The organism is Gallaecimonas zhanjiangensis, assembly GCF_057624825.1.
Genome location: NZ_CM172603.1, coordinates 2425161 through 2446191, shown reverse-complemented (window position 1 = coordinate 2446191; position 21031 = coordinate 2425161). Strand labels below are relative to the sequence as shown.

The 21031-nt window shown below is 58.7% G+C and carries 25 protein-coding genes; 19 read left to right on the top strand and 6 right to left on the bottom strand.

The genetic code is table 11. The features are described 5' to 3' along the window. The first annotated feature begins 121 nt into the window (after positions 1–121). Positions 122–661, top strand: coding sequence for a DUF6265 family protein (locus AC22G1_RS11660; RefSeq protein ID WP_487313537.1), 540 nt, complete (start codon positions 122–124; stop codon positions 659–661). 160 nt (positions 662–821) lie between these two features. On the opposite strand, the gene AC22G1_RS11655 is transcribed toward AC22G1_RS11660, so the two are convergent. Further along, positions 822–2069, bottom strand: a complete 1248-nt coding sequence (locus AC22G1_RS11655) for a DEAD/DEAH box helicase (RefSeq protein WP_487313536.1) — start codon at positions 2067–2069, stop codon at positions 822–824. A 233-nt stretch (positions 2070–2302) separates the two neighbouring features. Here AC22G1_RS11655 and AC22G1_RS11650 point away from each other — a divergent pair, with 233 nt between their 5' ends. The 9 genes from AC22G1_RS11650 (at position 2303) to AC22G1_RS11610 (ending at position 7126) form a co-directional block, all read left to right on the top strand. After that, a complete protein-coding gene (locus AC22G1_RS11650) occupies positions 2303–2743 on the top strand; it encodes an SRPBCC domain-containing protein (protein ID WP_487313535.1) in 441 nt (146 codons plus the stop codon). Between the two features lie 75 nt (positions 2744–2818). Then, positions 2819–3118, top strand: coding sequence for a hypothetical protein (locus AC22G1_RS11645; protein ID WP_487313534.1), 300 nt, complete (start codon positions 2819–2821; stop codon positions 3116–3118). A 72-nt stretch (positions 3119–3190) separates the two neighbouring features. Continuing rightward, entirely contained in the window at positions 3191–3640 is a 450-nt protein-coding gene (locus AC22G1_RS11640; protein ID WP_487313533.1) for a SixA phosphatase family protein, read from the top strand. Between the two features lie 5 nt (positions 3641–3645). Next, positions 3646–4080, top strand: a complete 435-nt coding sequence (locus tag AC22G1_RS11635) for an NUDIX domain-containing protein (RefSeq protein ID WP_487313532.1) — start codon at positions 3646–3648, stop codon at positions 4078–4080. Positions 4081–4176: 96 nt separating this feature from the next. Further along, on the top strand, positions 4177–4557 hold the full coding sequence (locus tag AC22G1_RS11630) for a VOC family protein (RefSeq protein ID WP_487313531.1): 381 nt from the start codon (positions 4177–4179) through the stop codon (positions 4555–4557). Positions 4558–4575: 18 nt separating this feature from the next. Next, on the top strand, positions 4576–4956 hold the full coding sequence (locus AC22G1_RS11625; RefSeq protein WP_487313530.1) for a VOC family protein: 381 nt from the start codon (positions 4576–4578) through the stop codon (positions 4954–4956). A gap of 12 nt (positions 4957–4968) precedes the next feature. Continuing rightward, positions 4969–5370 (top strand): GNAT family N-acetyltransferase, encoded by a 402-nt coding sequence (locus AC22G1_RS11620; protein ID WP_487313529.1) that lies wholly within the window; start codon positions 4969–4971, stop codon positions 5368–5370. Positions 5371–5449: 79 nt separating this feature from the next. Then, positions 5450–6073, top strand: coding sequence for a hypothetical protein (locus AC22G1_RS11615; RefSeq protein ID WP_487313528.1), 624 nt, complete (start codon positions 5450–5452; stop codon positions 6071–6073). A 174-nt stretch (positions 6074–6247) separates the two neighbouring features. Continuing rightward, positions 6248–7126 carry an SPFH domain-containing protein gene (locus AC22G1_RS11610; RefSeq protein WP_487313527.1) on the top strand — a complete coding sequence of 293 codons (879 nt, stop codon included), beginning with the start codon at positions 6248–6250 and terminating at the stop codon, positions 7124–7126. Positions 7127–7204: 78 nt separating this feature from the next. On the opposite strand, the gene AC22G1_RS11605 is transcribed toward AC22G1_RS11610, so the two are convergent. Then, on the bottom strand, positions 7205–8086 hold the full coding sequence (locus AC22G1_RS11605) for a transporter substrate-binding domain-containing protein (RefSeq protein WP_487313526.1): 882 nt from the start codon (positions 8084–8086) through the stop codon (positions 7205–7207). Between the two features lie 152 nt (positions 8087–8238). On the opposite strand from AC22G1_RS11605, the gene AC22G1_RS11600 reads away from it, so the two are divergent. The 3 genes from AC22G1_RS11600 to AC22G1_RS11590 all read left to right on the top strand — a co-directional run bounded on the left by AC22G1_RS11600 (position 8239) and on the right by AC22G1_RS11590 (position 11074). Further along, positions 8239–9201, top strand: a complete 963-nt coding sequence (locus tag AC22G1_RS11600; RefSeq protein WP_487313525.1) for an alpha/beta hydrolase fold domain-containing protein — start codon at positions 8239–8241, stop codon at positions 9199–9201. 64 nt (positions 9202–9265) lie between these two features. Next, positions 9266–9883, top strand: a complete 618-nt coding sequence (locus AC22G1_RS11595; RefSeq protein ID WP_487313524.1) for a DUF2971 domain-containing protein — start codon at positions 9266–9268, stop codon at positions 9881–9883. A 90-nt stretch (positions 9884–9973) separates the two neighbouring features. After that, complete coding sequence (locus tag AC22G1_RS11590; RefSeq protein WP_487313523.1) at positions 9974–11074, top strand: threonine aldolase family protein; 1101 nt, start codon at positions 9974–9976, stop codon at positions 11072–11074. 24 nt (positions 11075–11098) lie between these two features. Here the strand turns inward: AC22G1_RS11590 and AC22G1_RS11585 are convergent, their stop codons facing one another. From AC22G1_RS11585 to AC22G1_RS11575, 3 genes are read right to left on the bottom strand one after another with little or no spacing between them, the layout of a single operon-like run. Further along, positions 11099–12463, bottom strand: a complete 1365-nt coding sequence (locus AC22G1_RS11585; RefSeq protein WP_487313522.1) for a hypothetical protein — start codon at positions 12461–12463, stop codon at positions 11099–11101. A 56-nt stretch (positions 12464–12519) separates the two neighbouring features. Continuing rightward, on the bottom strand, positions 12520–13686 hold the full coding sequence (locus AC22G1_RS11580) for an iron-containing alcohol dehydrogenase (protein ID WP_487313521.1): 1167 nt from the start codon (positions 13684–13686) through the stop codon (positions 12520–12522). Positions 13687–13730: 44 nt separating this feature from the next. After that, complete coding sequence (locus tag AC22G1_RS11575; protein ID WP_487313520.1) at positions 13731–15176, bottom strand: NAD-dependent succinate-semialdehyde dehydrogenase; 1446 nt, start codon at positions 15174–15176, stop codon at positions 13731–13733. 123 nt (positions 15177–15299) lie between these two features. On the opposite strand from AC22G1_RS11575, the gene AC22G1_RS11570 reads away from it, so the two are divergent. Then, positions 15300–16073, top strand: coding sequence for an IclR family transcriptional regulator (locus AC22G1_RS11570; RefSeq protein WP_487313519.1), 774 nt, complete (start codon positions 15300–15302; stop codon positions 16071–16073). Between the two features lie 76 nt (positions 16074–16149). Next, complete coding sequence (locus AC22G1_RS11565; protein WP_487313518.1) at positions 16150–17358, top strand: Aq_097 family APC-type transporter; 1209 nt, start codon at positions 16150–16152, stop codon at positions 17356–17358. A 27-nt stretch (positions 17359–17385) separates the two neighbouring features. On the opposite strand, the gene AC22G1_RS11560 is transcribed toward AC22G1_RS11565, so the two are convergent. Then, positions 17386–18633 carry a NupC/NupG family nucleoside CNT transporter gene (locus AC22G1_RS11560; RefSeq protein ID WP_487313517.1) on the bottom strand — a complete coding sequence of 416 codons (1248 nt, stop codon included), beginning with the start codon at positions 18631–18633 and terminating at the stop codon, positions 17386–17388. Between the two features lie 239 nt (positions 18634–18872). Here AC22G1_RS11560 and AC22G1_RS11555 point away from each other — a divergent pair, with 239 nt between their 5' ends. The 4 genes from AC22G1_RS11555 to AC22G1_RS11540 all read left to right on the top strand — a co-directional run bounded on the left by AC22G1_RS11555 (position 18873) and on the right by AC22G1_RS11540 (position 21018). Beyond that, positions 18873–19346, top strand: a complete 474-nt coding sequence (locus AC22G1_RS11555; protein WP_487313516.1) for a DUF6438 domain-containing protein — start codon at positions 18873–18875, stop codon at positions 19344–19346. Positions 19347–19432: 86 nt separating this feature from the next. After that, positions 19433–19972, top strand: coding sequence for an HdeD family acid-resistance protein (locus tag AC22G1_RS11550; RefSeq protein WP_487313515.1), 540 nt, complete (start codon positions 19433–19435; stop codon positions 19970–19972). After that, positions 19969–20808, top strand: a complete 840-nt coding sequence (locus AC22G1_RS11545; protein ID WP_487313514.1) for an EamA family transporter — start codon at positions 19969–19971, stop codon at positions 20806–20808. The genes AC22G1_RS11550 and AC22G1_RS11545 overlap by 4 nt, the downstream gene beginning before the upstream one ends. Positions 20809–20889: 81 nt before the next feature. Continuing rightward, positions 20890–21018, top strand: a complete 129-nt coding sequence (locus tag AC22G1_RS11540; RefSeq protein ID WP_487313513.1) for a hypothetical protein — start codon at positions 20890–20892, stop codon at positions 21016–21018. The last annotated feature ends 13 nt before the right edge of the window (positions 21019–21031 follow it).

Here is a 21031-nt window from a genome sequence, read left to right as displayed (position 1 = left end):
ACTTCGTGTTGAAAAATAAGTACTACCTTGGAAATTAAAACGGACTATAAGTATAAGGGACTGGTTCGTTTGCTACACAAAGTGTAGTCGTTTATTTCTGCATATATAACATGGAGGTCGCATGAGTCTGTCAATGTTCGAGAAGCCAAAGCTGCGTACAAAGCATTTCTTTTGGGCGCTATTTTTTGTATCAATCTTCCAAGGGGCGGCCGTTCGGTCCGAGGAAAGGCCAACTGCATCAGCTAAGGCTGGCATCAATGATATCGCATGGCTTGCTGGCCATTGGCGGAGCGAGAAAGATGGCGCCATCTCCGAAGAAACTTGGTTTCCTCCACTAGGTGGGGCGATGTCTGGCACCTTCCGTGAGGTCAAGGACGGAAAAGTTGTGTTCTACGAATTTATGTCTATATCACCGCATGACGGCAGTCTGTTGCTAAAGATAAAACACTTCAACCCTGATATGACCGGCTGGGAGGAAAAAGATAAGTCCGTCGTTTTTTCACTTGTCTCGCTGGATGATAAGGTTGCCAAGTTTGATGGGATTGTATTTGAAAAGCATGGTGCTGATGGTTTGCGAATATCGGTAAACATTCGTGATGATGATGGCAGCGTGAAAAACCTAGCATTCGATTTCACCAAATCGGATTCGTTCATGCACTAAATAGAGGCTACTTTGCAGCGGAGTCGGGCTTTTAACTGCTCCGCTGCAAAGTGCTGCATTGAAGAATAGAGGATATTTGCCCTCTAGCAGCGCAGCCTGGTGTTCAAAAAGCGAGTCATGCCCCACCGTAGCCTCAGAGAAGTGCCGAGGCGCCTAAAATCTAACGTCGGCGCGGTTTTCCGGCTTTCGCTTTGCTACTGCTTTGCCCAAGGGCTTTGGCGCGCAGGGTTTTCTTGGAGGCTTTACCTTTGGGGCTACTTGCTTCTTCTTGGGCCAGCAGGTCGGGCTCAAAACCTTCTATCCATTGCAGGTTAAAGTGCTCACCGGTGAGTTTTTCTACGTCTTTGAGGAGGTATTTCTCTTTGTTTGAGACCAGAGAAACCGCCAGGCCGGCCTGACCTGCGCGACCGGTTCGGCCGATGCGGTGAATATAGTCTTCGGCGTTGTAAGGCAGCTCATAATTGATCACGCATGGCAGCTGCGCTATGTCCAAGCCGCGCGCGGCGACATCGGTGGCAACCAGAGCGCGCACTTTACCGTTTTTAAACTCTTCCAAACCGCGATCGCGGGCGCCTTGAGATTTATCGCCGTGCACTGCTGCCGCGCTAATGCCGTCTTTTACGAGCTCTTTGGCCAGTTCGTCTACCGCTTGCTTGGTGCGAGTGAAAATAAGCACCTGTTGCCAATTTTTTGAGCCAATAAGGTAGGCCACCAACGCCGCTTTGCGTTTGTTGTCGACTTCATAAAAGCGCTGTTCGATTTTTGCCGCTGCGGCATTACGCTCGGCCACTTCAATGAGTTTGGGCTGCTTTAAAATCGTTTTACTTAAGGCAAACACCTCATCGTTAAAGGTGGCGGAGAAGAATAAGGTTTGGCGCGTCTCGGGCAGGCGCTTTAGGATGCGGTTGATATCGGTGATAAAACCCATGTCCAGCATGCGGTCGGCTTCATCGAGCACCAGGGTCTCTACCGTGCCTACGTCGATAAGCCCCTTGATGGCCAGTTCCAGCAACCGGCCCGGTGTTGCCACCAGTACGTCACAGCCTTTGTTTAACGCATCGAGCTGCGGGTTGATACTGGCCCCACCATAAGCCACCACTGAGCGGATGCCGAGGCCCTGGCTGTATTTCACAAAGCTTTGGTGTACTTGCTGCGCCAGCTCCCGCGTTGGGGTCAGCACCAACACGCGGATGGCTTTTTCAGAGGTTTCCCGAGCCAGGTGGCGCTGGATCAATGGCAAGGCAAAAGCGGCCGTTTTACCGGTGCCGGTCTGCGCTCCCGCCATTACATCAAAACCCGCCAGCACCTGGGGGATCGCCGCTTGTTGAATAGGCGTTGGTGTTTGATAACCCAGGGTATCGAGAACAGCCAATAAATCCGGGTGAAGGCCAAGGGTAGAAAAACGCATAAAAAGCACCGCTTTTAATATAGTGAGGCGGCGCCATCATAGCATGGAGCTTTAAGCGTCAGGTAGGCGCCGCTCAAGGATGCCCATGGCCTGGGTGAAAATGGCGGCATTGTTATTTTGGCTTTTAATCAGTCAGGATAGGTCCCGATTTTTTAAATACAGGGCATCACTTTTAATGCCTGAGTCTTAACAGAAAACAGAAAACAGAAAACAGATAGCTGGGGAAATCAATCATGAGTGAAGAGCGGACATTACGCACGTCAAGAACACTGCCTTTCTCGCCTGAACAGGTTTACGGCGCTTTTGCTCAAGCCGATTTGTTGGCCAAGTGGTGGGGGCCGGAAGGTTTTTCCAACACTTTTGAGGTATTCGACTTTACCGTCGGTGGGCGCTGGCATTTTGTCATGCACGGCCCAGACGGAGTCGATTATCAGAACCACAGTGTCTTTGAAGAACTGGTGCCCGGCACCAAGATAGTGATCCACCATGACTGCCCACCGAATTTTATTCTCACCATCCGCCTGGCTGCTGAAGGTGAAGGGACCCTGTTAACCTGGGAGCAAGTCTTTGATGACGCAAAAACGGCGCAGGCCATCAAGCAAATGGCGGGAGCTGCCAACGAGCAAAATATCGACAAGCTAACGCGGGTTCTAAATGAGAATAATAAAGGCTAGATGCTCAGTTGGCCTTGAATTGGGCACTCCTGGTGCCAATGGCTTGGTGTCTTTTTTGATGTGCTGGAATTTATTATGGCGCTGATTTATCTGCTGCTGACTCTTATTTCCTTTTTGCCATGCTTAGGCATTACCTTTGCACTCTCTTTGCTCCTGCGGCCACGATATACCATTAAACCTTTAAGGTTAACTTTGCTATCGGGGCTATTGGCCTTGGTGAGCGGTTTTGTTTTTAACGTGGAGCTTGATGGGGGCCTTCTTTCTTTTCCGGTTGTGGTTAGCCTGCTGTCTGGTATTTGGGTGATGCTTTTATTGGGTGGGGCGGGTTTATATCAGGCGCTCTCACACCGCAAGGTGATTGAGCCAGGGCGTTGATGGGGTAGGGGAGAGCCCAGTACGGAGCCGCCGAGCCTACACTGCCATGGAGGCCGATGGCGAAGAGGGCAGATGAGTATGGAGCTTTTATTGTGGCGGCATGCCGAAGCCCTGGACGGCATTGACGACTTTCAGCGGCCGCTATCGCCCAAAGGGCAGCAACAGGCAAGCAAGATGGCCGCCTGGCTGGGGCGCCATGGCCCGGGTGGGCTTCGGCTTTTGGTGAGCCCGGCGGCGCGCACCCGGGAAACGGCCAAGGCTTTTTGCCAAAAGATAGAGGTGTCGGAGTTGCTGGCGCCCGGCTGCCAGGTGCAAGAGCTCGTGACCCTCTGCCAATGGCCTTTGGGCTCTGCGCCTGTGTTGTTGGTGGGGCATCAGCCCAGCTTGGGGTTGCTGGCGTCTTTGTTGCTTACCGGCCAGCCAATGCCTTGGGCCATTAAAAAAGGGGCGCTGTGGTGGCTGAGTAGCCGCACACGCGCAGGCGAGCAGCAATGCGTTATACGTACCGTGCTGGCGCCCTAGCTGTTATGAAAACGGCCGTGGTCGCGGTGATAGTGCGGGCGGGTAAGGTGCTGGTGGTGCAGCGGGCCGCCGGTATCCCGGCTGCCGGTTATTGGACGCCCCCATCGGGCAAGATCAATGCCAAAGAGACCGAGCCTCAGGCGCTTGTCCGGGAGATGCAAGAAGAGCTGGCCCTGGCGGTGCGGCCACTACGCTGCGTCTGGCAATGTCCGGCCGAGGGCGCGGCCTATCGGTTGCATTGGTGGCTGGCTGCACCCTTGTCATCTACCTTGGACCCAGCGCCTGCCGAGATAGCGGCGGTGCGCTGGATTCGGCCGGCGCAGTTTGCCAGGCTGCAACCTACCTTTGCCGCAGGCCGCCATTTCTTTGAAACCATTTTGCCAGCGCTGCCAGAGTGGCGTGGCCAACTGGCACCCCTAGGCTCGATGTTGAAAGAGTAGGGGCTTTGCCAGTGCGCTGGGGCAGCAGCATGCATGTTCTTGCTCGAGCCGCGACCTGTACATCAACGCAACCCACGTCTTTAAGGAGCAACGCGTATGAAAAGGGTAACCGGTATTGGCGGCCTCTTTTTTACCTCCCCCGACCCGCAGCGCCTTGGCGCTTGGTATCGCGAGCATTTGGGCCTTGATGTCGCCGACTGGGGCGGGGCGGTGTTTCAATGGGGCGGCGAGGGCAGTGCGCCGGGGATGACCATTTGGAGCGTGTTCGCCCAAGGCGGCCAGAAAATGGCCCCCAGCCGCGCACCTTTTATGGTCAACTTCCGGGTGGCCGACTTGGACGCCCTGCTCGACGCGCTACGCACCGAGGGCTGCGAGGTACTGGACGACACCGAAGTGTCCGAGTTTGGTAAATTCGGCTGGGTGATGGACCCTGACGGCAACAAGGTCGAGCTTTGGGAGCCGCCGCCGGGGCAATAATGGCAAAAGGAATGGAAGATGCAAGCAGGGCTGGTGATTTACGCGCGCTCCAAGGCGGCCTTGGCGCAATTTTATAGCGCCGTTTTTGCCTTGGAACCCCTGGTGAGCGACGCCGGATCGGTGCAGCTTTGCCGGGGAGGTGTGGAGCTGGTTATCCTCGAAACCGCAGTGTCCCGCCAAGGCTCGCCGGTGGCGGCGCCAAGAGAAAACGTGGCCATTAAGCCCACCTTTTTTGTCGATATCCCCTTGGATGTGCTGCAAGTGCGCATTCGTGCACAAGGCGGCGAGGTGTTTGCGCCCAAGCCCTGGATGATGGATGGGCGCACGGTATGTGATGCCTGTGATTGCGAAGGCAATATCTTTCAGTTGCGTATAGGCCCCGCCCCAGAATCTACCTAAGAGAAGTAAAGCATGACGTATCAGATAACAGAGTGCGCCCCTGAGGCGGCAGAGTATTGCCAGCTGCGGCTTGATGCCGGTTTGTCGGCCAAATCCCTTGAAGCGGCCAGCCGGGGCTTACCGCACTCGCTTTTTGCGCTTTGCCTGCGGGACGAGGGGCGCCTTGTCGCCATGGGCCGGGTGGTGGGCGATGGCGCCTGCTTTTTCCAGATAGTGGATATTGCGGTTCATCCACACTACCAGGGGCAGGGCCTTGGCAACCGGGTGATGGACCACATCGAGGCCTACCTTCACGCGGTAGCTTTGCCAGGCTCTTATGTCTCGCTGATTGGCGACAAGCCCGGCTTTTATGAAAAACGCGGCTACCTGCCCACAGCCCCTGGTGGCATCGGTATGTATAAGGTCTTTGTTTGAGCCGGATCAGGTTGGCGGCAATCGCTTGGGGTAGACTGGCGGTGAGTGCGCCTCTGCCTTTGGTGTTGAAGGAAAGTAAATGAAACTGCTGCTGTTTTTCGGTTTGCTGGTGGGTTTTACCCTGGTGCTGCTGTATTTGACCCGCGAGCGCCAACGGCCAGCCGCAAACGATGAAATGCCGGCGCCCGCCGGCGCCCCTCTCCCTCCAACGCCGCCCCAAAGCGCTGCCGAGGTGGCTAGCCAGATCATGGCCCTCGCCAAGACCGAAGACAGCTGGCCGCTGGTATTGGCCCACCCCCAGCTCTTTTTATCTTCCGATGACGAGCCGGAGCACGCTTGGAACGAGCAGGCCCGGCGCGAAGGGTTCCCTGCTGTGGCGCTGGAAGGCACCGGCGATAACCTGTTTTTGGTGCTGGGTGAAAAACGCCAGCCCCTTCGCATGATGGGCAACCGGGACGATCTATTGCGCGGCTATCTCGATCTCAACTTGGCGGTGCAGCCCTCTCACGAGGTGCGTTATCTCATCGACAGTACGCACAGCAGTGACCGCGCCTTCCTGGCTCTGGCTCGCCAGGACTGGCAACGCCTCGAACAGCAGTTTGGCGCCGCTGCCGTGGCTTACCGTTTTTACTCCCTGGGAGAGGATTTCGAGCAATTTATTAGCGCCGTGGAAGCGGCCTACGATGGCCGTTATTCCCATTAATTGTGCGCCTTGCTATACAGTCTGTTAACATTTGCAACCGCCGTTACTTTCTCTAACAAAATAACAAGGTTACGGCGTTGCTGAGGGGGCTTGCCAGGGTACTATCTGGCCTGGGACCGGCCAAACGGAGCGCCTGGCCCCGCCTCCTCATGGATGACACAAGGACACAAAAATATGGCAACCCCACTCAAAACCCCCTCTGCACTCAGTCTTGCAAAACTCATCACCCTGCTCATCATCCTGGCGGTAGTGGTTATCGCTTATGGCAGCTGGTTTACCGTCGACCAAGGCGAGCGCGGCGTGCACCTGCGTAACGGCCGCATTGTCGGTATCGCCGAGCCTGGCATGGGCTTTAAGATGCCGCTGATGGATAAGATAGTGAAGGTTTCCACCCAAACCCACACCGTCAGTTACGAGCGTTTGCAGGCCTACAGCCGTGACCAGCAACCCGCCACCATTCGCGCCTCGGTGACCTTCCGGGTGCCAGAAGACAAGGTGGCCGAGGTCTACGCCAACTTCAAAACCATCGATTTAATGGTAAACCGTCTGGTCGATCGCGCCGTGCCCACCCAGGTGGAAAACATCTTCGGCCAATACACCGCCATTTCTGCGGTGCAGGAGCGGGTGAAATTCGTGATGGACGTGACCAACGCCATCAAAGAAGCGGTGCAGGGCCCTATCGAGATAAGCTCGGTGCAAGTTGAAAACATCGATTTTTCCTCGGCTTACGAGAAGTCGGTGGAAGACCGGATGCGCGCCGAAGTAGAAGTGCAGACCCAAAAGCAAAACCTGGAAAAAGAGCGGGTTAGCGCGCAAATCGCGGTAACCAAAGCCCAGGCCGAAGCCGACTCGCAACTGGCCCGCGCCAAGGCCGAAGCCGAGGCCATTCGTATCAAAGGTGAAGCGGAAGCGGCCGCCATCAAAAGCCGCGCCGAGGCCCTGGCGCAAAACAAAGACTTGATAGAGCTGACCAAAGCCGAGAAATGGAACGGCGAGCTGCCCAGCACCATGCTGCCCAACAGCACCCTGCCGTTTTTTGACACCAAAAAGTAACCTGTGCCGGGGCGAAAGCCCCGGCAAGAGCAATCACTAAAGGCCTAGATGGCTGCGTCTGTGCACAAGCCTATGTTCTTAGTGGGTTGGATGGTTGAAAGGGTCTAGCCACAACTGCGGATTTTGCAGTGGCGTTTCGGCAGACAAAAAAGGATTCTCTAGATAGAAAACGTTGCGATCTTGTAAGTTGAGCTGCGTCAACGTAGCGCCGTTGAAACGGTTAAAAAGTGGATCGAACAGCACGGGATCGTTAAAAACTTTCATCAATCCTACCTGTACTCTGTCGGCCAATTTCTGCCCCGCTTCTGTTCGGGCAAAGTAGAAATAAAAGGGCCACGGGTAGTAAATGAGAATGGACTTTTCAATGGCCAGATCCGGCATCTGTTGGCGCCGCTGGGCCAATTCGTCCTGTACCTCAACGATGCTTCGCGAAAAAAAATCAAAGCGGCCGCTTAGTAACATTTGAAAAAGGCCGTTGTAGTTTGAGCCTTGCACTACGTCAAAACCGTTCCTTTGCCACACTCTGACATCATGCCAGTCTCGGCCTTGGCCCACGGTTAGCTTTCGTAGCTGCTCCAGGTTGTTGATCCGCGAAAACTCAGGTTGCCGCTCCTTGCGGATCAACAGCACCCGATAACCGATTAGGCCTTTATCTAAAGGGATCCGTACCGGCAAGAATCGCTTTTCGTTATCGATATCTGCCGACGATACCATCACCGATAGCAAGGGACCGCCCAGCGCTTGAAACTGGCGGCTTTCGCTCATCACCAAAGGCGCGGGTTCCAGTTGATACTCACCGTATTGCGCCGAGGTTTGATCCAAGGCCAGCTTCAGTAGTGCCCAGTGGTAGTCATAACGATGGTCTTGTGCAGATTCGGGGATGTGGTAGCGGTAAATCATCGGATTGGCGTTAAGCGCAGCACTCATTAATAAGGCCGAAAAAAAGCCGATCACTTTCATCACGTCAACCTTTGCAAATGGTGTTGGCTCATTATAGGAAGGTCTTTTGATTCACCCTCGAAACGCACGGGTTAATGTTATCCAACAGGCTGTATTGCTTGGGAAAAATAAGCGAAGGTGGGCCAAGGTTTTTGGCAAAAAAGGGAAAGGCGATGACCAAACAAAGCCTGCTGTGGCTGGCCCTGGTGCTAAGCCCGCTGTGCAGGGGCGAGCTGTTGGCGGTAGACGACAGCTACCCCCCCTCCGAGCGCTTTGCCCGCTATAGCCAAACCCACCCCGAGCTGCGCCTGCCGGTACTGGCTTTTGCCGCCGGCCAAGAGGTGCTCTTTGAGCGCCGTTATCGAGAGCTAGGTAAGCGCGAGCTGCACCTGGATGTGTTTAAAGCGGTCTCCAAGGCCGCCTCAAACCCCGGAATCGTGCTAATTCACGGCGGCGGTTGGCGCTCTGGCAATAAATCCCATTTTTACCCCCTGGCAAACCTGCTGGCGCAAAAGGGTTATGTGGTTATCCTCCCCGAATACCGGCTGTCTGCCGAAGCGCCATATCCCGCAGGCCTTGAAGACATCAACCAGGCCATCGCCTGGGCCAAGGCCCATGCCAAAGAGCTGGGGCTGGACGTGGGCCGCCTGGCTATTGGCGGCGGGTCTTCTGGCGGGCAGATGGCAAGCCTGCTGGCTTACACTGCATCAACTGCGCTTTATAAAGACGCGGCGGCCGGGAATTATTCCTTGGCGGCCCTTATCGATATGGACGGGGTGCTGGATTTTACCGACCCTTTGGCCCTTGCTAATGAAAACAAAAAAGGCGCCGCCTCTGCCGCCGCGTTATGGCTGGGAGGGGATTACCAGCACGCGCCTGAGCGCTGGCGCGAGGCCTCGCCTGCCAGCCATGTGTCGGCCAAAGCGCCGCCGACCTTGGTGATAAGCTCCGGCCAACCGCGATTTAGCGCCGGCTACCAAGGGGTGTTTACCGCCCTTGCCAAAGCGGGTATCGCCCACCGCTTTTACGCCTTTGACACCATCCACACCTTCTGGCTTTTCGAGCCCTACCTTTCTCAAACCGCCACCGAGATCGACCGTTTTATGCAGCAAGTGGTCGGACATTCCCCAGGTTGATTCAGGGTCTTCTGGTAGAGTGTCGCTTAGACATCTTGCTTGATATAAAAAGAAGGAATGCCCTTTGGCGACCCCCGCGCTGTTGCACCGCTATACCGATCTGGCGGCCCTGCTGGATATCCTCACCCACAAACGCCTGGTGCTGCTGGACCCTGGCCACTGGAGCGACAAAAACGACGTGCATTTCATGGCGAGCTACAAGCAAAAGCGCCAGTTGCAGTCGTTGCTGGCGCTCTGTTTTACCAGCAAATTCGAGACCTACCACCATTGGAGCGTGTTTGCCCCGGGCAGCTCGGGAGTTTGCATTCGGTTTCGCCGCCCCGGGCTGCAAGAGGCTTTTGATGCCATTGGCCTTCGCTATGGCGATGTGCAGTACCGCGAGCTCCATGACGACCAGGCGCTGACCCTCCAAGACGTGCCGTTTTTAAAGCGCTTTCCCTACCGGGACGAAAAAGAGTTTCGGGTGATCTTCGAATCCCAGGTGCCGCTGGCGGTCAAAGCCGTGCCCTTCGAGCTTGGCGCCATTGAGCGCATTGTGCTGAGCCCCTGGTTGCCAGAAGCACTGGTGGACACGGTGAAAAAGACCATCCACAGCATTGAAGGCTGCCAAAAACTAAAAGTGGTGCGTACCACGTTGCTGTCCAACGAGAGCTGGCGCAAAAAGGTCGACGCCCTGGTGTAACGGCGCAAAGGCCGGGCGCTTTGCCCACCCAAACCGGCGCCGCTTTTTTGGTAAGCTTGGGCAAACCTTTCCCATAATAACGAGCAGCCCATGGCCGACGCCCTTCTTGCCTTTCGCGAGGCCCTGGGCCGGTGCAGCTTTGCACTGGCCCGCAACCAAAAAGTCTCTCTCAAAAACACCTTGCAGCGGCTGGCTGACGCCGTCTTGCCAGACGAGCAAGCCGATGTGTACGGCGCTGGCCCTCTTATCAACGACTTCGAGCAGCAGCTGGCCCAGATGCTGGGTAAAGAAGCGGCGCTCTTTTTGCCAAGCGGCACCATGGCCCAGTGCCTGGCCATGAAGATTTGGTGCCAGCAACTGGGCAATCCGCTTATCGGCCTGCACCCAACCAGCCACCTTTTGCTGCACGAACACCAGGCCTATCAGGCGCTCTATGGCCTTGAGGCCGCGCCCATAGGGCCAAGTGATGCGGTGCCCAGCCTTGGCGATATGCAAGCGGCCCACCAGGCATCGCCCCTGGCCGCTTTGCTGCTGGAGCTACCCATGCGCGAAATTGGTGGCCAGCTGCCGCCCTGGGACGCGCTGGTTGCCCAAAGCCAGTGGGCCAGAGAACAAGGTATCCGGCTGCACCTTGACGGCGCCCGGCTGTGGCAATGCCCGGCGGCCTATGGGCGCTCCCTTGCCGAGATAGCCGGCCTGTTCGACTCGGTTTATGTGAGCTTTTACAAAGACTTGGGCGGTATTGCCGGGGCCGTGCTGGCGGGTGATAGCCGCTTTATTAACGAGGCTCGCATCTGGCTGCGCCGCGCTGGCGGCAATCTTTATAGCCTGGCGCCTTATGTGGTGGCGGCAAGAGAAGGCCTTGGCGAGCATCTGGGGCAGATGCCCAAACGCTTGACCAGCGCCCGCTGGCTGGCCGAGCAATTTAACGCCCTGGAGGGCTTTTCCACCTGGCCGTTAGTGCCCCACACCAATATGTTTCGGATGCGCATTGACTGCGAGCCGCACCTTTTTATGGCCAAGGCCTGCCACTGGATGGCTGAGCATGACATGGCACTGGTAACGGCGCCGTACCGGGTGGATGAGCACGCCCTTTGGTGCGAAATCACCTTGGGCTCGGCCTTTGATGCCTTACCCCAAGCGCGCTGGCAAGATGCACTTGAAGATTTTCACCGCCAGGTGATGGCATAAAAAAGGCGCCTTGCGGCGCCTTTTTCATTCTTGGTCTTTAACAAAGGTTTTGTCGGTTTCCCCTTTGAAAAAGTCGCGGCCATACACCAGCAGGCACAATACCACCCCCACGGCAAAGGCCCAGGCGGCGCCGCGGGTGGCAAGCACCGCGCCTACTACCCCGGCGATACCCAAATCGCGTTGGGAGCGCGCCTCCATCACCCCAACCTTCACCGACACATACCCCTGAATAAGCAAGGTCAGTGCCAGGGCCACCCCGAGAATGGGTTGCACCAGAGTGACGATGGGCATCAGTAGCAGGCCGGTATTGGTGCCCCAGCGAAAGGAGCCGGCGCCGCCAAAGAGCGAATCCATGGCCTTTTTGCCCTGGCTAAAACGCTCGACGATGACCACGTGCATGGCGGCCCACAGCGGGCCGCACATGGTCACGTCTGGCCCAAGGATGGACATGGCGGCGTTGCGGCCACCGAAGATCAGGTGAGCGCGGTCGGGGCTGTATTCTACCTTTTCGTCCGGCCGGGCTTGGTCGGCCTCTTCCAAAATGGCGCGGCTTTGCAGTATGTCGCCAAACAGCACGATATAGGCGGCCAGCACCGTGGGGATGGCGCTTAAGAACATGGATAGCGGCGGCAGGCCCAGGCCAAACACGGTGTATTCGCGCCACAAGGTGGCAAAGTCGGGGCTGGAAATGCCCCATTTAATATCGGGCCAGGGCGCTTCACCGGCGAGGGGCGCCACGATGATGGCCAGCGCCACGATGGGGAAGATGCCCAGTTTACCCACCAGGCCAAAGAGCTTGCTTTGGGCTTTGAGGCGGGCAAAGTGGCGGGAGAAGATCACGTAAAAGGCGATACCTACTGCCACGGAAATGGTGACCGGGTAGCTGTCAAAGCGGCCGCCGGTTTTAAACACGGCGATAACAGCCGCAATACCGGCGCCAACGATAATCCCCGACTTAATGGCCTGGGGAATAAGCTGCACCACCTTGTGGGCAAGGCCGGTGGCGCCGATAAACATGGAAAAGAGCCCCAGCATCAGCTGGAAGGACACCAAGGCGTGCACCCGCTCAGGGCCCTCGGGGAAGCTGGCGCAGTAGGCCATCAGCAGCGGAATAGCCGGGGTGATCCAGCCCGGCACCACTGGGTCTCCCAAAAGGTGGTGCAGCAGGTAGAAAAGGCCATTGAGCATGGCCACCGCCAGGGCGACCTCAAAGGGCATCCCCAGCAGATCGGTCATCAGGGGAATGGCCGCCAAGTCCACGGCGCACATCAACAGGCCTTGAAAATAATCAGGCCACTCAAAGCGATAGTGAACAAAGGGGAGCCGTACTTTAAAGGGGCCCAGGGCCCAATAGGGCGTTTCCTGCCTGTCGATGCGCTGCTTTCTCATGGGATCGTTGACTCTTTTTATTGTGGGTAGGGTGGCCGGGCGAACCCGGCCGGTAGTTAATAGGCTTGTTGGTAAAGGGCCAGGGCGTCGGCCTCGGTCACCTCAACCGGGTTGTTGATCAGCAGCCGGCTCTGGGCCATGGCGTCTTTGGCGAGCATCGGTAGGCTCTCTTGGCTGACCTTGACGTCGCGAAGGCGCCGGGGCGCGCCGGAGGCGTCCATCAGTGCTTCCATGTAGGCCACAAAGGCTTGGGCGCGCGCCGCAATATCCCCTTTTTGCTGGCCCATCACCACCTCGGCCAGTTCGGCGTAAAGGGGCGCCGCCTTGGGCAGGTTAAAGCGCAGCACTGGCCCCAGCATCAGGGCGTTGGTGAGGCCATGGGAGAGGTGATAGTGGCCGCCCAGCGGGTAGGCGAGGGCGTGTACCGCCGCTACCGGGCTGTTGGCAAAGGCTTGGCCGGCAAGGGTTGCCCCCAGCAGCATGGCTTCGCGGGCTTGGCGGTTGCTGCCGTCGGTGCAAGCCGTTACCAGGTTTTGGGTGAGGAGCTTTAAGGCCTCGCGGGCAAAGGCGTCCGACAGCGGGTTTTTCTTGTGGGCCGAGGTGTAGGCCTCGATGGCGTGCACCATGGCGTCAATGCCGGTAGCGGCGGTGGCCATGGCCGGCAGGCCGGTGGTGAGCTCGGCGTCCAGCAATACCCGGTCGGCATAGAGCTGGTCTGCCACCACCCCCATTTTGGTGGTCTCGCCGGTGGTGAGGATGGTGATGTTGGTGACTTCCGAGCCGGTGCCGGCGGTGGTGGGCACTTGCAGCAGGGGCACCCGCTGGCCCTGCACATTGCCGATGCCGTACATCGCCGCCAGGGGCTGCTCGGCCACCAGCATCACCGCCACCAGCTTGGCGATGTCCATAGACGAACCGCCGCCAAGGCCTATTACCAGATCGCACCGGGCATTGTGGCCGGTGGCGGTGGCGCTTTGCACCAGGGCCTCCGGCGGGTCGGCCACCACGTCGTCAAACACTGTGACCTCAAAGCCGTGGGCGGCAAGGGAGGCCTTGGCCGGCTCTAAAAGCCCTGCTTGGTGCAGGAATTTATCGGTAACAACCAGCACGCGGCGCTGGCTAAACCAGCCGGCCATCAGCTCGCCAAGGCGCCGGGCGCTGCCCCATTCGAGGTGCAGGGCGCCGGGGCTGGTGAAGCTAAAAGGGCGGATACCTTGAGTCATAAAAATGCTCCTTTATGCAGGCGGGTCATGCCCGCCTGGCGGCCTTACAGGGCGCTACAGATGTATTTGAGTTCCAGGTATTCATCGATGCCGTGGCGCGAGCCTTCGCGGCCGAGGCCCGATTGTTTAACGCCGCCAAAGGGCGCCACCTCGTTGGAGATAAGGCCGGTGTTGTGGCCCACCATGCCGTATTCGAGCTGCTCGGCCACCCGCACCGAGCGGCCAAAGTCGCGGGTGTAAAAGTAGGCGGCCAGGCCAAAGATGGTGTCGTTGGCCATGGCAACGGCTTCTTGTTCGGTGTCGAACACAAAAAGCGGCGCCAGGGGGCCGAAGGTTTCTTCCTTGGCAACCTTCATCTGGGCGGTTACCCCGGTCAGTACCGCGGGCTCAAAGTAAAGCCCGCCCAGGCGCTTGCCGCCTTGCGCCAGGGTGGCGCCTTTGGCCAGGGCGTCGCGAATGTGCTCTTCGATTTTGTCCAGCGCCTTGGCTTCTATCATCGGGCCAATGTCGGTGCCGGTCTCCAGGCCGCTGCCCACCCTAAGGGCTTTGACCTTCTCGGCCAGTTTGGCGGCAAAGGCGTCGTACACGCCGCGCTGCACCAGGATGCGGTTGGCGCAGACGCAGGTTTGCCCGGCGTTACGAAATTTGGACTGCATGGCCCCTTCAACGGCTCTGTCGAGATCTGCATCGTCAAAAACGATAAAAGGCGCGTTGCCGCCCAGTTCCAGCGACAGCTTCTTGATGGTGGGGGCGCTTTGGGCCATCAGCAGCCGGCCCACTTGGGTTGAGCCGGTAAAAGAGAGCTTTCGCACCGTTTCGGAATCGGTGAGCACCTGGCCAATTTCCTTGGCCGGGCCGGTGACGATTTGCAGCACCCCGGCCGGCAGCCCGGCGCGCTGGGCCAGCTCACCTAGGGCGAGGGCGGAGAGGGGCGTGAGGTCCGCCGGGCGCACTATCATGGCGCAGCCTGCGGCCAGGGCCGGGGCGGCCTTGCGGGTGATCATCGCGGCCGGGAAGTTCCAGGGCGTAATGGCAGCGGTAACCCCAATGGGCTGGCGCAGCACCGTCAGGCGCTGATCGGTGCGAGGCGCCGGGATGGTCTCGCCGTAGATGCGCTTGGCCTCTTCGGCAAACCACTCGATAAAAGACGCCGCGTAGCCAATCTCGCCCTTGGCCTCGGCCAGCGGCTTGCCTTGCTCCAGGGTCATGATGAGGGCCAAGTCCTCCTGGTGCTCGAGCATCAGCTCGAACCAGCGGCGCAAAATGGCGCTGCGCGACTTGGCGCTTTGGGCCGCCCAGGCTTTTTGGGCCTTGGCGGCCGCGTCGATAACGGCCGGTATGGCGCTTGGCGCCAGGTTTGGCACCTTGGCCACTTCGCTGTCGTCGGCGGGGTTGATAACAGAGAGGGTTTGGCCATCGGCCGCCGCCACCCATTGGCCATCGATAAGGCATAAACTCTTGAGCAGAGTCGGGTCCTTTAATGAATACAATTTGGCCTCCCGGTGTTGATTTGATGCTTGACGCAGAACATGTCGTTCAATATATTGAACGCCGTTCTAAATATTGAATTTAGCCTAGGGGAGAACTGGGCAATATGTCAACAAGAGGGGTATATGACCAAAGTCGTAGACATGGCTGACGCCCAGCAAAAACGGCTGGTACCGGCCATCGACAGGGCGGTAATGGTGCTCGACCTCATCGCCGCCGAGCCGGGCACGGCCGGGGTCTCGGAGCTGGCCCGCCGCTTGGGCCTTGCCAAAAGTTCGGTGCACGGCATTTGCGACACCCTTTGCGCCCTGGGCCTGCTGCGGCTTGCCGGTAGCGGCTTTGAGATGGGGCCAAGGTCGCTGCATTGGAGCGCGTCTTTTCTGGACCGCTCAGACTTGGTCAGCGAATTTGAACGCATTTTGTCAGAAGACAGGCGCCTGGATGATTACACCGTTACCCTCTCTACCTTGTCTGGCGCCGAGGTGATGTACCTTGCCTGCCGCAACGCCGCCAAACCCCTGGGCTTTACCTTTCAACTGGGGATGCGCCTGCCGGCCATTTACACCGCCACCGGCAAGGCGATGTTGTCGCTGATGGAAAGCGAGCAGCGCCAGGGGCTTCTTGCCGGCCCCTGGCCGGCGGCCTTTACCGCCAACAGCGTGGCAAGCCCTGAGGCCTTGGAGGGCCAGTTCAGCCAATGGCGCCAGTTGGGCTACGCCCTTGACCGCGGCGAAATTCGTGACGGCATGGTTTGCCTGGGGGCCGCAGTTAAAGACCGCAGCGGCCAGCCGGTAGCCGGTATCGCCATCTCCATGACCAGCGCCGAGGCCAGCGCTGCGACGCTCAAGGACTGTGGCGTCATTGTGGGCGAGCTGGCGGCAAAGTTGATGGTTCGCTAAGGCTTTTCTTTAAGATCAATGCGTTATTAACCGCGCTGCGGTAAGGTGAGGGCACTTGGATTGACGGAATAACGCCATGCTCAACACCCTTATCCTGGCGACGGCGCTGCTGCTGACCCTGTATCTGGCCTTTTCCCGGCGCCTGGCGGGCTCCTCGGCCTGGAAGGCAACGGTGACGCCGCTTGCCTCCATCATGGGCAGCGGCTTTTTGGTCAGCGCCCCCTTGCTGGCCATTACCGTGGGTAACCTGGCGCTCTTTTGCATGGCGGCACTGTTGCTACTGGCCTATGGGGTGGGCGCCGCCATTCGCTTTAATATCCGCTACTTTGAGCCCATCGAGAACAGCGGCCATGGCCCGGCCCAGGACATCGCCTTTTTGTCCCGCATTGTGCTGGCCGGCGCCTATTTTATTTCGGTGACCTACTACCTGCAGTTGCTGGCGGCCTTTTTGTTAAAGGCCTTCGGTACTGAAGATGCCTTCTACGCCCACCTCATCACCACCGCCTTGCTGCTGGTGATTGGCGGTATCGGCATGTGGCGGGGCCTGGGGGAGCTTGAGAAGGTGGAGCGCTATGCGGTGAGCCTCAACCTCGGCATGATAGCGGCGCTGCTGCTGGGGCTTTTGGTTTACAACATCCGGCTGGCGGCAAGTGGCCACTGGCAGCTGCCGGACATCAGCTCAGCCATCGATCTGCACGACTTTCGGGTGTTGCTGGGGCTGCTTATCGTGGTGCAGGGCTTTGAAACCTCCCGCTATCTGCAAGAAGGGCACAGCAGCGACGAGCGCATTCGCACCATGCGCCTGGCCCAGTGGCTCTCTTCGGGGATCTACCTGCTGTTTATTGCGCTGGCCACAGTGCTTTTTCACGGCAAGCTCACTGCCGATGTCACCGCCATTACCACCATGGTGATGCCGGTGGCCTCGGTGCTGCCCATCTTGATTGCGGTGGCTGCCATCGGCAGCCAGTTCAGCGCCGCCGTTGCTGACACCTCCGGCGCGGGCGGCCTGATTGAAGATATTGCCCACAAAAAGCTGCCGGTGCGCTACGCCTATTTGGCCATCATCCTTATCACTGTGGTGCTGACCTGGCAGACCGACGTTAACGAAATCATCGCCTACGCCTCCCGGGCCTTTGCGCTCTTTTACATGCTGCAATGCACCGTGGCCTTTGTTGTGGCTTGGCAGCGCCGGGCGCTGCCGAATCGCCGCCGCTACCTTGGCCTGTTCGCGCTGCTTACCCTGCTGTGCGCATTAATCTTTGCCTTTGGCATTCCCTCTGAATAAAAAAGGCGCCCTCGGGCGCCTTTTTTATTAACCGGCCAGGGCCAGGAATAACCCGGCCAGGGTGGCACTCATCAAGTTGGATAGCGAACCTGCGAGCACCGCCTTTACCCCCAAACGGGCGATATCGTGGCGCCTGCCGGGGGCCAGCCCCCCCAGGCCGCCCAGCAAAATGGCGATGGAGGCGAGGTTGGCAAAGCCGCACAGGGCAAAGGTGATAATGGCCTGGGTGTGGGCGCTAAGGGTGCTGGCCACCTTGGCAAAATCGGCATAGGCCACAAACTCGTTAAGGATGAGCTTCTCGCCGATAAAGGCGCCGGCCACCTTGGCTTCGTGCCAGGGCACGCCGAGCAGGAAAGCCAGGGGCGAGAAGGCCCAGCCGAGGATCATCTGCAGCGACAGCTCAGGCATGCCAAACCAGCCACCAATGCCGCCCAGCACGATATTAACCAGGGCAATCAAACCGATAAAAGCCAGCAGCATGGCGCCTACGTTTAGAGCCAGTTGCAGGCCGGTGGCGGCGCCGGAGGCGGCAGCGTCAATGACGTTGGCGGGGGCATCGTCGATGCCGTCGGCCACGTCTTCCAGGCGCTGATTGGGGGTCTCGGTCTCGGGAACGATGATCTTGGCCATCAAAAGGCCGCCGGGAGCCGCCATAAAGGAGGCGGCGATCAGGTACTTAAGGTCGATGCCAAGGCCTGCGTAGCCTGCCAGTACCGAGCCTGCCACCGAGGCGGTGCCGCCCACCATGATCGCAAAGAGCTCCGATTGGGTCATGCGGGCCACGAAGGGGCGGATGACCAGCGGCGCTTCGGTCAGCCCCACAAAGATATTGGCGGTGGCCGACAGCGACTCGGGGCGCGACGTGCCAAGGGCCTTTTGCAGGGCGCCGCCGATGATGTTGATCACCCAGCGCATGATGCCAAGGTAATAGAGCACGGCAATGAGCGACGAGAAGAACACAATAATAGGCAGCACCTGCAGCGCCACCACAAAGCCGTTGCCGCCAAAGAGGGCATACATCTTGGGCGAAACCAGGCCGCCAAAGAGGAAGTTGATACCCTCGTGAGAGGCGTTGATCACCTGCTGGACACCCCCGGTGATGCCTTGCAGCAAGCGCTGGCCAAAGGGCACGTAAAGCACCAGGGCGGCAAAGGCGGCTTGGATAGCCAAAGCGCCGGCGACGGTGCGCAGCCGGATGGCCTTGCGGTTTTCGGAAAATAAAACAGCGACAGCCAGCAGGAAAATAATCCCCACCAGCCCCATTAGGATCTGCATCTGTTGCTCGTTGGTCGTCTGAAAGGCAAGCGGGGGAGTATAGCGCGAAGCCTGCGCTAGGTTCAGCGAGGATTATGCAAATTTGATCAAGGATTTAAAGGCGAGTGTCCAGGGATGGACATGAGAGAACCCTTGGTTTTCAAAATCAAGGTGACTGCACTGGCGGGCAGTCGGTTTCGGCTGCCCGTCTTTTTTAAAAGGACAGGGAAGCGTTGCATATAACAACGGAAGGGGGAGTGATGAAAAACGTGTTTTTGGCCCTGGCGGCTTTGTCGCTGGGCGCCTGTGCCAGCAGCCCAGCCAAGTTTGAACATATCGAGCTGGCCCGCACCGCCTGCTACGGTTTTTGCCCCGTCTACCAGCTCAACGTGGAAGGAGACGGCACAGTGACCTTCAAGGGCGAGCGTTTTGTCGGCAGCACCGACGGCAGCGCCAAGCTGGATAAAAAAGCCCTGGGCGAGCTACAACAGGCCTTTGATAAGGCAGATTTTTTTACCCTGAACAACCAATATCGCAGCCAGAAGGACGGCTGCACGGCGGTGCGCACCGACGCCCCCAGCATCATCATCCGCTACCGCACGGCAGAAAAGGACAAAACGGTGCGCTACTACACCGGGTGCCAGTTCGATGGCCAGCAGCGCCTACAAACTCTGGCCACCGCCATCGATACCCTGACCCAAAGCAGCCAATGGGTGAAAGATCCCAAACGCTGAGCCTGAATCGAAACGGCAATAAGGTTTGATAAACAGCAGCTTGGCGCCCATAGTCAAGCCGTGTCCCCCACTGCCAAGGAGCGCTTATGCTGCCGGTTTCCCCGCTGTTTGCCCAACTGCAATTGCACTGGCGCTGGCTGCTGGCCCTGGGAGCGGTGTTCGTGCTGCTTGGGGTTATTGGCCTTGGCATGGCGAGCTTTTTAACCCTTACCAGCATGATCTACTTCGGGGTCTTGCTGCTGCTGGGCGGCGCGCTGCAAACCGTGCAGGGGCTGCGCTCCCGCCCGGCCAGCGCCCTGGTGGTGGGGGTTGGGGTGCTTTACGGCCTGCTGGGGCTGTACCTGCTGGTATCGCCCATGGCTGCCGCCTCGGCCCTGACCTTGCTGATTGCCATCGGTATCGGTTTTGTGGCGCTGCTGCGCCTGTGGCTTGCCTTTCACCTTAAGGTGTTCAGCCAATATATCTGGCCTTTTATCAGCGGCTTATGTGGCTTGGTGCTGGCGGTGCTGATCATCGCTGGCTGGCCCGAGTCTGGGCTTTGGGTGATTGGCACCTTTATCGCCATCGAGCTTATCCTCAACGGCTGGGCGCTCATTGCCCTGGCCCTGGTGGCGCGCCGTCAATGAACCCCTGGCGGCTGTGGCTGGCCGTCACGCTGACCATGGTGCCCTTCGCCGCCAATTCCCTTTTATGCCGTATTGCCCTGACCCAAAGCAGTATCGATGCGGCCAGTTTTACGCTGCTGCGCCTGGTTAGCGGCGCCCTGATGCTGAGCCTTTTGGTGCTGATGCGGCGCCGGCCCTTGGCTGGCCATGGCTCCTGGCAAAGTGCGCTGGCGCTTTTTGGCTATGCGGCGGCCTTTTCCTTTGCTTACCTCAATCTTGCCACCGGCACCGGTGCCTTGCTGCTGTTTGGCGCCGTGCAGGCCACCATGATTGGCGTTGGTCTTTATCGGGGGGAGCGCCTCGGCACGGGCCAGTGGCTTGGCTTGATGCTGGCCCTTGGCGGCGTGGTGGTGTTGCTGCTGCCGGGGATAACGGCGCCGCCTTTGGCCTCGGCGCTGCTGATGCTGCTGGCCGGCGCCTGCTGGGGCTGTTATTCGCTGTGGGGCAGGGCGGCAACCGACCCGCTGGCGGCCAGCGCCGGTAATTTCCTAAAGGCCCTGCTGCCGGCGCTGTTGTTGGCGCTGTGGCTGATGCCGTCGCTGCGTGTCGATGCCCTTGGGGTGGTTTGCGCCATTGCTTCCGGTGCTTTGGCATCGGGCCTGGGGTATGCCCTTTGGTACCGGGTGCTGCCAGCCCTTAAGGCAACGGTTGCCGCGACGGTGCAGCTTAGCGTGCCGCTGCTGGCAGCCCTTGGCGGCTTGCTGTTGGGGGAGGGGCTAAGTTGGCGGCTGGTGCTGGCAGCCTGCGCGATTCTCGGCGGTATCGGGCTGGTGATCCGCGCCAGGGCGTCGGCCTAACCGACCACCCTTATCTGTTTTTATGAATTAAATTCGTGTCTTCTAATCGGTATGCTCGTGGTTCTTTCAAAGGAGAATGCCATGAGCCGCTTGTTTGTCCGCCTTGCCCAACGTTTTGCCCCCAAAGCCTCCACCCCCGCGCTGGTGTGTAACTTCAGTGACAACTACTACGGCGATCGGGTCTGCGCCCCGGCTCGGCCAGCGCAATAAAAAAGGGCCCTGA